9 protein-coding genes are annotated in these 13,030 nt (G+C 46.6%); 8 read left to right on the forward strand and 1 reads right to left on the reverse strand.

Features of this window, described 5'->3' with window-relative positions; translation table 11 throughout:
* Positions 1–8: 8 nt before the first annotated feature.
* From L0660_RS13850 to L0660_RS13880, 7 genes are read left to right on the forward strand one after another with little or no spacing between them, the layout of a single operon-like run.
* A complete protein-coding gene (locus L0660_RS13850; protein ID WP_235159999.1) occupies positions 9–1,688 on the forward strand; it encodes a RagB/SusD family nutrient uptake outer membrane protein in 1,680 nt (559 codons plus the stop codon).
* A 28-nt stretch (positions 1,689–1,716) separates the two neighbouring features.
* Positions 1,717–2,877 carry a glycan-binding surface protein gene (locus L0660_RS13855; RefSeq protein ID WP_235160000.1) on the forward strand — a complete coding sequence of 387 codons (1,161 nt, stop codon included), beginning with the start codon at positions 1,717–1,719 and terminating at the stop codon, positions 2,875–2,877.
* Between the two features lie 18 nt (positions 2,878–2,895).
* Complete coding sequence (locus L0660_RS13860) at positions 2,896–3,756, forward strand: hypothetical protein (protein WP_235160001.1); 861 nt, start codon at positions 2,896–2,898, stop codon at positions 3,754–3,756.
* Positions 3,757–3,786: 30 nt separating this feature from the next.
* Positions 3,787–5,097, forward strand: coding sequence for a serine hydrolase (locus L0660_RS13865; protein ID WP_235160002.1), 1,311 nt, complete (start codon positions 3,787–3,789; stop codon positions 5,095–5,097).
* A gap of 53 nt (positions 5,098–5,150) precedes the next feature.
* Complete coding sequence (locus tag L0660_RS13870) at positions 5,151–7,892, forward strand: PQQ-dependent sugar dehydrogenase (RefSeq protein ID WP_235160003.1); 2,742 nt, start codon at positions 5,151–5,153, stop codon at positions 7,890–7,892.
* 27 nt (positions 7,893–7,919) lie between these two features.
* The gene (locus tag L0660_RS13875) at positions 7,920–10,118 is read left to right on the forward strand and encodes an alpha-galactosidase (RefSeq protein WP_235160004.1); all 2,199 of its coding nucleotides are present in this window, start codon (positions 7,920–7,922) and stop codon (positions 10,116–10,118) included.
* Positions 10,119–10,160: 42 nt separating this feature from the next.
* A complete protein-coding gene (locus L0660_RS13880; protein ID WP_235160005.1) occupies positions 10,161–11,069 on the forward strand; it encodes an alpha/beta hydrolase in 909 nt (302 codons plus the stop codon).
* A 72-nt stretch (positions 11,070–11,141) separates the two neighbouring features.
* Here L0660_RS13880 and L0660_RS13885 read toward each other — a convergent pair whose 3' ends face one another.
* Positions 11,142–11,708 (reverse strand): cupin domain-containing protein, encoded by a 567-nt coding sequence (locus L0660_RS13885; RefSeq protein ID WP_235160006.1) that lies wholly within the window; start codon positions 11,706–11,708, stop codon positions 11,142–11,144.
* Between the two features lie 288 nt (positions 11,709–11,996).
* On the opposite strand from L0660_RS13885, the gene L0660_RS13890 reads away from it, so the two are divergent.
* Positions 11,997–12,248 (forward strand): hypothetical protein, encoded by a 252-nt coding sequence (locus L0660_RS13890; protein ID WP_235160007.1) that lies wholly within the window; start codon positions 11,997–11,999, stop codon positions 12,246–12,248.
* Positions 12,249–13,030: the final 782 nt, after the last annotated feature.

Below are 13,030 nucleotides of genomic sequence, written 5' to 3' on the forward strand. Positions count from 1 at the left end.
CGAATCAGATGAAAATTTTAAACAATATCCTTTATCTCGGCAGCTTATTCGGTTCGCTGCTAGCGGTGACTTCCTGCTCAGAAGATTTTCTGGAAAGGCCTCCGGTCGACGCCATTGTGGATGCAGGTTTTTACCAAACAGACGATCAGGTTCTGGCCTCGACGGCATTGCTTTACAGCAAGGTGTGGTTTGACTACAATGATAAAGCATCCTATAATCTGGGCGATTTCAGGGCGGGAACAGCGTTTTCAGCCTATAATGATCGTGGTAATGTGCTTTTTAACACCACTGGAAACACGCCTGAGAATGGTTCGGCGTGGCGCTCGTTCTTTATTGTAGTGGGTCAGTCCAATCTGGCAATCAGTAACATTAATCAATATGCAGGAGACGCGGTTTCTCCGGCGATCAAGAAAATGGCGATTGCTGAGGCGCGGTTTATGCGTGCCGTAGCTTACCGGTCGCTTGTGATGAACTGGGGCGCTGTGCCGATTATTGAAAATAACCTGGAACTGCTTTCCGATACGACTGTTTCACGAAACACACCTGAAAGTGTCTGGAAGTTTCTCACAAGTGAAATGCGTCAGGTGGCCGAAGATCTTCCTGCTACACCCATTCGTCCTGGCCGCATTACCCGATGGTCGGCAGAAGGAATGCTGGCGCGTTTTTACCTGACGCGTGCAGGCGTAGAGTCCGCAGGCTCAGGAACCAGAAACCAGGCTTTTTTGGATAGTGCCAAATATTATTCTGAAAGGGTGATTACGCAAAGCGGCTTGTCGCTGCTCAAAAACTATGGCGACCTCTTCCTGTTTCCTTATGATAACAATTCCGAATCGCTTTTCTCGCTGCAATGGGTCTATTCACCCGGCGCTTATGGCACACAAAATTCGACGCCGGCTTACCTCGCATTTAGTCCCGATATTGCAAATGGCGACGGCTGGGGCGGTGACAAAAGCGCCACCTGGTGGATGCTGGGTCAATATGAAGGTATAAAGCAAACGGCCACCGGTATGCAGGGACGCACCGTAGATCAGCGGCTGAAAGCGACATTCATGCTTCCGGGCGCATCGTATCCGGAGATTACGCAGACGATCCCGGGGGGTGAGCAGAAACTGATCGTTCCTAATCCAGGCGGCGACAATAATTTTGTTTCCATTAAAAAATACGTGACCGGAAAGGCCAAGGATGTAGGCGGCTTGTCGGCTTCGCAGAACTACGGACACGATACATATATGATGCGTTTGGCTGAAATGTATCTGGTGTATGCAGAAGCGGTTTTGGGAAACAATGCATCGACCAATGATCCTACCGCGCTGAAATATTACAATGCAATACATACGCGCGCTGGCTTGCCGGTTTTCGCGGGGCCATTAACATTCGACATTATTTTCAAGGAACGTCTGGTGGAATTTGCCATGGAAGGAATGGCCTGGTATGACCTGGTAAGCCTGCATTACTACAATCCCGCGAAAGCCTATGCCATCCTGAACAGCCAGGACAGGGGGCTATTTGCCACGGCGCCGGATGTTTTTCCAAACCCGACATCGTGGACATTTACCAAAACGGCCTGGTCGACAACCGAGCGCACGATCAATGCCAACAGCGGAAATTTCCTGCTGCCAATCCCGTCCGCAGAGCTGAGCCAGGCACCCAATCTGCAAAAACCCGCTGTGGATTACTACAGCAAATAATTTTCGGATTTATAAAATCGACATTTAAATGAAAAACAGATATAGATCGGCCCTGATGTTTGCCCTGCTGGCGCTCATGGCTGCATTTCAGATTTCTTGTAAGGAAGATGACGTTGACACCCATGGCGAACCTTCCATTACTTACATCCGCGTGACCAACCCGGCTTCGTCGGATTCATTGCTGGTCGGTGCTTTCCAAAGTAACCTGATCGCAATCGTTGGGGAGAATTTGCAGGATGTTACCGAAATATGGTTTAATGATCAGAAAGCGGTTTTGACACCAACTTACATTACCAATAAGAGCATTCTGGTGAGTGTTCCCGCCATGGTCCCGAAGGAAATCAGCAACAAAATGCGGATGATTTTTTCAAATGGCCGGACGCTCGAACATGATTTCGAAGTGCAGATCAGCGAACCGGAACTCACCGGAATGAACTGTGAATATGTGGCAACAGGCGGCATAGCGACCATTAACGGAAACTATTTTTACCCGCCGCTTACAGTCACATTTGCCGGAGGCGTAACGGGGGAGCTGGTTTCAGTAACGGATCAGATCATACAGGTGCGCGTGCCTCAGGGTGCGCTGCCAGGGCAGGTGACGGTAAAAACTGCTTTTGGAGAAACGAAATCGGATTTCTGGTTCAGGGATAACCGCAACATCTTTTTGAGTAATGATCCCTTTACAGGCTGGTGGAACCAGGCTTATGTGGTTACTAAGCCAGGCGCGGGAGATCCGGTGGCGATTAATGGAAATTACATTCGGGTGAAAGAAGTGGTCAGTGGCTGGCAGTGGAAGGAAGTTGCGGGAGGACCGCCCGACGCGATGGGGCCGATCAGCAAAAACATTCCGGATGAAGCGATCTTGCGACCAGCAGACTATAACCTGAAATTTGAGGTTAATACTTTAAAGCCTTATAATAATAACCTGTTGAAAATCAATGTAGGGTTAGCAAAAGACTTTGTCACAGACGCTTACCAGTGGGCGCCGCCTTACGATACGAAGGGCGAGTGGAGAACGGTCACGATTCCTTTTAACGAAATAGCAGCCAGCTATGAAAGTCTGGGCGTAAAAATGGCTGTGAATCCAAACGGTTACTACACCCGGCTGCTTTTCCATGGCGGGGGAGACCTGGATGCCGACATATCCATGGACAATTTCAGGGTAGTGCCAAAAATTCTCAAAAAGTAACATTCAAAGACATTCAGGATGAAAAAAATATATGATCTGCGGTTGTTGACCGTAGCAGGTTTTCTGATGCTTGCGGCGCTGCTGATAGCCTGCAACGAAGACGAAGTGGCCACAAGCAGCGAAGTACAATTGCTCAGTTTCGGTCCTTCGGGCGTGAGCCTGGGGGATACGATCAGTTTTATTGGTAAAAATCTGGATAAGGTGACTTCCATTGAACTGACAGGTGCGAGCGTTCCGGCGTCTGCATTTGTTAAACAAACACCCGAGCGCATTGTCCTGACCGTTCCCAACGAAACTTCGGAAGGGCTTGTAACCCTCAAAACGACCGCGGGGGACATTGTTTCCAAAACCATACTGAGCCTGGAAGTGCCCGTGGAGATTACCAAAATCCCCGCGCAGGCCAAACCGGGCGATAAGATCACGATTTCAGGAAAATACCTGAATTGGGTGAGAGGAGTAACATTTGCGCAGGATACGACCGTAACAGCATTTGTAAGTCAAACCATGACCGAGATGGTCGTGACAGTTCCTTTCGGCGCGCAAACCGGCCCGATCGTTTTCTCCACCGGTGGCACCGAGCCCCTTTCCATTGAATCCGAGACGGAGCTGGTAATCACATTGCCAGCATTGAAAAGCTTCGCACCGGCGATTGCCGAACATGAGAAAAACCTGACCATTACGGGCACCAATCTGGATTTGACAATGGGCGTACTGTTTACCGGTTTAACGGAGCCTGTGACCACGTTCGTCAGTAAAGCACCTGGTCAGTTGGTTGTAAAAATTCCCAAAGCAGCCACGAAGGGAAAAATTAGTTTGATCGCTTATTCGGGCGTGCCGATTGAATCGAAAGATTCACTAAAATTCGTTGGCGAGAAGTAAGCTTTGCTATTCCTAACCCTTTAAATTATTATGAAAAAAATCTATCTATGCATTGCGCTTTTAACTGCATTCAATAGCACAATAGCCCAGCAAAAATCGCCCGCGCCGCAAACATTAAACTACAAAGCGGACCTCAAAGCCACCGGCACCAGCGAAGACAAAACAAAACGCATTGACTCGCTGCTGCAAAGTTTTATTGATCAGAAAAAGGCGAGCAGCATTGTCGGTTTTGTTGCCAAAGGCGGGAATGTAGTTTACAACAAAGCATTTGGCTATAAAGACGTTGAAAACAAGGTTCCAGCCGCCGTGGACGATTACTATATCCTGTTTTCTCAGACCAAAGCAGTAACGACCGTAGCTTTTATGACACTGGTGGAAAAGGGACTGGTTTCTGTTGATGATCCGGTTTCTAAATATTTCCCGGAGATTTCTGATAAAGTCGCGACAGCCATCAAAGAGGATGGAACATTTGAGACAAGGCCGGTGAAGACGCCGATGACATTTGCGCATCTGATGTCGCACTCGTCGGGCATCAGCGCCGGGCTGGTAGGAAAGGCACGTCGTGCCGAAATGGAGAAGAAAAATGCCGCTGCAACCTCGGGAGCCGCGCCGTCGGCAGGACCGGGACAGCGGACAGGTGGAGCTGGCACTTCGAAGTATCTGAAAGATGAAATGATCGCGCTTGCTAAATATCCGCTGGGTTTCGATCCGGGAAGCGAATGGAGTTATCATATCAGTACCAATATGCTGGCTTATATGGTGGAGCTCATTTCGGGCAAAAGTCTGCGTGAATACGTTAAATCAACGGTTCTGGATCCGCTGGGAATGACCGAAACAGACTGGTATTATGAGCCCTCGAAAATGAGCCGCTTCGTGAAGGCTTACAGCGACATCGATGGCAAACTCGTGCCGGAATCCAACAAGTATAGCGAGACCACGATCAGCCCGGTACAAACTTATGCGGAGGGCGCTATCGGATTGAATGGTCCTATCGGCGACTATGCCAAGTTTTGCCAAATGTTGCTCAACAAAGGCGAATACAATGGCAAGCGCATTCTCAAACCCGAGACCATTGAGCTGATGACCAAAGTGAACCGCCTGCCTGAGGTGAACTCCGGCGGAAAGGGGTTTCAGTTCGGGCTTGGATTTGAGCTATATAATGCAGAAAAGAAGCCGGTTCCGGAAGTTTCCAACACTGCATTTGCATGGGGCGGACTGTACGGCACGGATTACATTATCGATCCCGAAAACAATATGATTGTGCTGTTTTATCTGAATATGCCCAAGCACGAGCCGATGTATAAGCCATTTTTGAGCAAAGCCTATCAGCTCTTCAAGTAATCTTGTCAGCTGTTCAGACTTATAGAATTGAAATTTATTTAAGCATTTTCCTAATGTCAAAATCAGACAATTTCTGCAATAGATATGCATTGCTGAAACCTTCAATGCTATTTTCTGCATTGCTAAGCTTGCTTTTTTCAACCGAAAGTTTATTTGCACAAACACCTAAAAAACCGGAAGCTAACCGGTTCACCAAAGTGGTTCTTGCGCAAAGGCTTGAAGAGCCCATGCAGTTTCAGATCCTGAAAGACGGCCGGGTACTTTATGCGGAGCGGAAAGGGAAGTTGAAGGTGTATGATCCAAAGTCGCAGACTATGGAAACGGTGGCTGAGTTTGCCGTCAGTACAAAATATGTAAATAAGGCGGGTGAAGTTACCGAAGGGGAAGATGGCATGCAGGGCGTGATCCTGGATCCAGATTATGATAAAAACCACTGGATTTACATTTACTATTCGCTGGCTGGCGACGAGGCGAAAAACGTGCTCGTGCGTTATGAATGGCATGGCAAGGAATTGCTGGAAAGCTCGCGAAAGGTGGTTCTGGAAGTGCCGGTGCAGCGTGAAGAATGCTGCCACGTGGGCGGAGGAATGCTTTTCGACAAAGACAAAAACCTGTATCTGACTACGGGTGACAATACATTTTCCCGCGCTTCCGACGGTTTTGCTCCGCTTGATGAAAGACCGGGAGAAGCACCCCGCGATTCCCAAAAGTCATCTCCGAACACCAATGATTTGAGAGGGAAAATCTTGCGCATTCATCCTGAACCGGATGGGACATACACCATTCCAAAGGGCAACCTTTTTCCTCCGGGAACACCGCAGACTAAACCTGAAATTTACACAATGGGCAACAGAAACCCGTGGCGTCCCACGATCGATTCGAAAACGGGGTGGCTCTACTGGGGAGAAGTAGGCCCCGACGGTTCCCGCGATGATCTGGAAAAACGTGGACCGCAATCCTATGATGAATTCAACCGCGCCAAAGGACCTGGGTTTTACGGGTGGCCGTATTTTGTTGCCAATAACAAAGCTTATGTGAAATATGACTTCGCCACCAAAGTTTCCGGGGCGCCTTTTGATCCCGCCCGTCCGGTCAATAATTCTCCGAACAGCACGGGCTTAAAAGAACTTCCTGCTGCACAGCCTGCCTTTATCTGGTATTCAAAAGCGCAAAGCCAGGAGTTTCCGCTTATGGAAAGTGGTGGTAACAGCGCTGTGGGCGGCCCGGTGTTTAGAAAAAATGATTTCAAAAATGCGTCAAGGCTTTTTCCTGAATACTATGAAGGAAAATGGTTCATCACCGACTGGGTGCGTGGATGGGTTAATGTGGTTGAAATGGATGAAAACGGTGAATACAAATCCATGGAGCGCTTCCTTCCTGATTTGAAATTAAAGGGGCCGATCGATATGAAATTCGGGCCGGACGGCGATTTGTATGTGCTGGAATATGGAAACGGTTATTTCAAAGATAACCCGGAAGCAGAACTGATCCGGATCGAATACAACAGCGGGAACAGAAAACCTTTGGTAGAAGCATCAGCAAGCAAAACGGCGGGCGCGCTTCCCATGCAAGTTACGCTGTCGTCCGAAGGCACAAAAGATTTCGACGAAGACGACGCGCTGCAATATGAATGGGTTGTCAGCAAAAACAAATCCGTTTTCAAGACGCTGAAAGAGGCGAATCCCTTCATTACTTTTACCACACCGGGCACTTATCAGGCCGCCTTGACAGTAACAGATAAAGCCGGAGAAAAGAATACCAAATCGGTTGAAATTAAAGCAGGTAACGAACCTCCGGTGGTTGAATTTAAAATCACCAAAGGAAATTCCACCTTCTATTTTCCGGGAAAAAGCATTGATTATGAGGTGCGTGTGAGCGACAAGGAAGATGGCAGTCTTGCAAACAAGAAGATCGCGCCTTCCCAGGTTTCTGTTAGCACCAATTATCTTTCAGAGGGTTTTAACTTAACCCGGATCGCACAAAAGCAAATGAGTGTAGATGCTTCGGCGCAGTATGCAACCGCGATTTCACTGATCAACAATGGGGATTGCAAGGCTTGTCATGCCATTAAAGAAAAGGTGCTGGGGCCATCTTTTACGGCTATATCTGCCAAATACAAGGGTGATCCCGCCGCCGTAGCAGGTTTGTCCAAGAAGATATTGAATGGTGGTTCCGGCGTTTGGGGAGATGCATTCATGCCCGCGCACCCGACCATGGCGGAAAGCGATGTAAAAGGAATTGTCCGCTACATTATGAGCTTGTCGGACGCGCCCAAACCGGCCAAAACATTGCCCGTGAAAGGAACTTATACAACGGTTGTTCCCAAGGGCGATACGGAAGGCAGCTTCATATTCCGCGCCGCATATGCCGATAGGGGCACAAAAACAGCATCCTCGCAATCCTCGGAAGCGACTGTTGTTCTTCGAAATCCAGTGGTGCCGGTAACATTGGCCGATCAGGTTAAAGATATCAGTTTCAACAATGATAGTACAATGGCATTTGTCAGAAATTCCGGCGCGTCTTTCAGGCTTAAAGGCACTGATCTAACGGGTATCAAGCAAATCGAAATTATCCGAGCGTCCGGGCGGAATGCACCAACACCTCCTTCGGGAACGATCGAGGCGCACGCAGGCATCGCAGATGGAGTTCTTTTGGGAAAATTTTCAGGTGAATACAGTGATAAAATGGTACTTGACATTGCGGCCGGTGCAACTTCTGGTGTAAAAGATGTTTATTTTGTCTTTACAGGAGCACCTATCCGAATTAAGGCTATTCGTTTCGGCGCCGGTGATTAAAATCAATCCATATCAAATAGTATAGTTGTGTATAAGCATATTTTCAACAGCGTTTTTCTGGCAGTAACCGCAGCCAGCTCTTTTGCCCAGAATGCGCCAACCATTATTCCGATTGAAACCAGACAGAATGTGCTGGTCTTGCAAACAGACAAGGATAATCATCTTGAAATAACCTATTTCGGAAAGAAACTAAGTCAGCCCGCAGAATACAAACTCATCCCATCACAGAGCCGCCAACAGGATGGAAATGCTGGGATTTACAACTCCGCTTATACTCCGGCAGGAACCTGGAATGTCTCAGAACCAGCGCTGCAACTGACGCATGGTGATGGAAATAAATCACTGGATCTTGTTTATGTTAGCCATAAAACCGCAAAGGAAAACGACAATGTAAGTCTAACGAGCATTGTGTTGAAAGATCCGGTGTATGCGGTGGAAGTAACACTTTTTTACAAAACCTATTTCCAGGAAAATGTCGTGGAGCAATGGAGTGTCATTAAAAGTGAAGAGAAGAAACCCGTTACGCTTCAAAAATACGCTTCCGCCAATCTCTATTTCATCGCAAAAGACTATTATCTGACGCATTACAATGGAACCTGGGCGAAAGAAATGAACCCGGAAGAAGAACAATTGACAGCTGGGATCGGGGTGCTGGATTCCAAACTTGGAACACGCGCCAATCTTTATCAGCCGCCTACTTTTTCCTTGTCTTTTGATAAACCGGCCACGGAAACAGAAGGGAAAGTTTTACTGGGAACACTCGCTTGGTCAGGCAATTTCAAAATGGAATTTGAGGTTGATTCTTATCATAATCTGCGCTTAATCGCGGGTATAAATCCATATTCCTCAGAATATCCGCTCGCCTCAAAACAGGAATTTAAAACACCTTCATTTATATACACATTCTCAGAAAACGGAAAAGGAGAAGCCAGCCGCAACCTGCATAACTGGGCCAGAAAATACCGGATCCTTGACGGCGAAGGCACCAGAATGACGCTTTTGAACAACTGGGAGGCTACTTATTTTGATTTTAATGAAAGTAAGCTTTCTGAGCTTTTCAAAGATGGCAAGAAGCTGGGCGTTGATCTGTTTTTGTTGGACGACGGCTGGTTTGCCAATAAATATCCAAGAAACAGCGACGGGGCTGGCTTGGGAGATTGGCAGGAAAATGTAAAGAAATTGCCAAACGGGATCGGCTATCTGGTGAAGGAAGCACAGAAAACGGGGATCAAATTCGGGATCTGGGTTGAGCCGGAAATGGTCAATCCTAAAAGTGAGTTGTATGAAAAACATCCCGACTGGGTGATCAAACAACCGCAGCGCCCGGAACATTATATGCGCAACCAGCTTCCGCTGGATTTGTCCAACCCGGAAGTGCAGGACTTCGTCTATGGCATCCTGGATAAACTGTTTACCGAAAATCCGGATATCGCCTACATAAAATGGGACTGCAACGCAACCACATTCAACCCTTACTCGGCTTACCTCGAAAAAAACAAGCAAAATCAGGGCAAGCTTTATGTGGATTATGTAAAAGGATTGTATAAAGTTCTGGAAAAGCTGCGCGCCAAATATCCGAAAGTGCCCATGATGCTTTGCTCGGGCGGCGGCGGTCGTGTCGATTATGAAGCGCTGAAATATTTCACAGAATTCTGGCCCAGCGACAACACCGATCCTTTGGAACGCGTGTTTATGCAATGGGAATATTCGTATTTCTTCCCCTCGATCGCGCAAAGCGCACACGTGACCGATTGGGGAAAACAACCTTTGAAATTCCGCACCGATGTGGCGATGATGGGCCGGCTAGGTTATGACATTGTGGTCAGTCATTTAAATGAAAAAGATCTGCAATTCAGCCAGCAGGCAGTCACCAATTACAATGCCGTGAAAGACGTCATTTTCCAGGGTGATCTTTTCCGGCTGGTCGATCCTAAGAAAAACGATTACGCTGCATTGATGTACGCGGCGAAAAACAAATCCAAAGCCATTCTATTCTCCTATTTGGTCGGAAACAGAAATGGCGACGGCTCAGATACGCCGATCCGGCTGGAAGGTTTGGATGCAGCAAAGAATTATAAAGTACGAGAATTGAATCTCTATCCTGGGACCAAATCTGCCATCAAAGAAGATCAGGTTTATTCCGGAGAATATCTGATGACGGCCGGGTTTAATCCCGTTGTGAATGCGAGAAGAACAAGTGTGGTATTGGAGATTGAGGCGATGTAGGGTGCTATTTTTTGAAGAGTTTATGATCATAAATCTTGCGCTATGAACCTGAAATACATATCGATAACGCTTTTGAGCCTCGGTCTTTCGCTTACCCTGCGATTTACCGCTGATGCCCAAACATCCGAAGAAAAACCGCTATGGCCATCAGGTATCACAGACAATCCCGTGAAATATGCTACTGGCGAAGAGGTGGTAAATTTCGATGTAAATCCTCAGTCGCTTTCAAAAAAGAACCGGGTCTTTCGCAAAGTGTCCGTTCCTACGTACGTTCTACATTTGCCACCGCCTGGAAAAGAAACGGGGGTCGCCGTAGTGATATGTCCGGGAGGCGGCTTTGTAGATAATTGGTTCGATCGGGAAGGAACTGACCTTGCGCTTTGGCTAAAAGAACAGGGCGTGGCATCGATGGTGCTAAAATATCGCTTGAATACCAGAGATAGCAGCAAAAATTTTGTAATTCCCAGAGAAACCTATTTTGCAGCTGCATTCGATGACGCAAAGCAGGCCATTATCACTTTGCGAAAAGATGCATCTAAACTTAAAATTGATCCCAATAAAATCGGCATAGCAGGTTTTTCGGCTGGCGGAACATTGGCGGTAGAACTCGCAGCAACCGACGAAATCAATGAGGGATCCGGCACGGTTAGCTGGAAACCCAATTTCGCAGGTCTTTTCTATGCTGCATTTTTAAAAACTTATACAGTTCGAAAGGAAAGTTGTCCCCCGGTTTTCCTCATCAATGCCCACGACGATAAGTTGACAACAGCCGCCAAATGCGTTGATTTTTATTCATCTTTGCTGAAAGCAGAAATTCCAGCCGAAATGCATATTTACAACAAAGGCTCTCATGGATTTGCCATGGATTTTACAAAGGGCGAAACCCTGAAATACTGGCCTGAGAGCTTTTTAGGGTGGCTAACAGACATTGGAATGGTTCAGAAAAAGTAAGTGTATTTAACTGGATCTTCTGAAATTACTGATTAATAGCAAAACCTGATTGTCCCCACAGAAAGGCCACTGTTAATCCAGTTTCAACGGTGGCCCAACCACCTTCATTTCGTTTTGTTCAAATATTTTGGCGATTTCTTGTGGCGTAGGATCGTGCGTCAGCGCCGCCATTTGCAAGAAAAAATCTTCCAATTTTCCAGCCGGCTGCAATGTTACCAGCATTTTACCTTTGGCCGATGCCTGGGTCCAGGCGTGAGGAACAGCTCGCGGCAGAAAGATGCTCTCGCCGGCCGTCAGGCTAAATCTTTCCTTATCCACAAGGAATTCATAAGCGCCTTCCAGCACATAAAAAACTTCATCCTGTCCCGGGTGCACATGTAGCGGCGTTCCACGCCCCTGACTGAGTGAAGTTTGCTCAAAAATCGCGAAACCACCATCTGTATCGCTACCCGAAACCTTAACATCCAACACATTCGCATTGACGCCCTTCAACTGAATGTGACCATGCTTACGCCCTTCACCAGCCTTTGTTTTAAATACCTTTTCGATCATTCCTCTTAATGCCGCTGCATTCGCAAATACAATGGCAGGAAGTGAAGTAATGACAGCCATACTGCCAATAAATGCGTTTCTTTTCATATGATGATGAATGTTTAAGGTTGATTTGTTCAGGTTAAAGGCATTCGGGAAAAAGGACAAATGTGCGCATTCCGATAGATGGATGCGTAGCGTTTGCGTTGATTATTTAAGCTGATATTTTAGAGGAGGAGCGCAACTAATGTAAGGATGTGGGAGGTTTTGAGCGCTACCTTTAAATAAGTAGGAATGAGAGCGAATGGAAGTTACTCTTCCAGCTTTCAGGCTTATCCAGGCTTAATAATTGAATTTTTCCAGTAACATTGTATTTTCGAGGAAATGACCAGTACTATGCAGCAAACATTTCAGATAAATCCCGCCAACATCAACGCGCAAGTGATAGAGAACATTCTTGCTACTGCCAAAGCCAAATTTGGAAGTCGTACGTTTCGACTCATCATTGATGACGAGCCTATTGCCGCACCGGTTGATCAAAAAGAGCTTTATAAAAAGACGCTGGAACTGCGCGAGCTGTTTAAAGATGTAAGTGTCCCAGCTAATTTAAATTTGTCTGACCTGGCAAATGAAATGCTGGGCGAATGAACAAAGTCTATTTTGATACCGATGTTTTGATCCATTTGCTTATTTCTCAAGAACCTGATAAAGCAGAGCTAGCTTACCCACTATATAAGGCGGCTACAGACAATGACCGTTTTTTTGTTTCATTGCTTTGACTGCAAGAGGTGGCCTATGTACTGCATCGTTTGGGGCAACAACCAGACAACATTGAGCGGATGCTAAACACCTTTTTGCCCTCAGAACCGGTATCATATGATTTAAACCAAACGATGCGCGGCATTCAACTAGCTAAATTAATTGGGTTTCAAAATATTAGTGACTGCATCCATACAGCCATAGCCGAAGATCACTGTACAGAGTTAATCACCTTCAATAAATCCGATTTCAAGCGGATCCAAAAATTCTCCGAGCTTAAAATCAGGATCCTGTGATATCAGACTACGCGACTACGCCTTTGTACATTGTGATATTAATGGTTTCTTCATGCTGATTACAGAAGAAATAATCGCAGGATACTGGGAAACATTGATTTTGAATGACTATGGAAACGAGAGAAAATATATTATTAAAACTCGAATCTATTGCCATTTTTGAACCCAGCAAAAGGAGAGCGCGAAACACGCAAAGCCGGTAACCCGAAAGCTATGGAAAATCAAGGATTATTGCGAACAATAATCTTGCCTAGTTGAGAAAACTTGGAACGAGCCCGAAGCGTTTGGTGCAGAATTTGTGGGTAAGACCTCAGACAGTTAATTCTTGGGTTAAAAAGAATAGCATTTTACGATTGCTACGATTGTGAGGATTGA

The organism is Dyadobacter sp. CY351 (assembly GCF_021502625.1).
Classification (GTDB): domain Bacteria; phylum Bacteroidota; class Bacteroidia; order Cytophagales; family Spirosomataceae; genus Dyadobacter; species Dyadobacter chenhuakuii.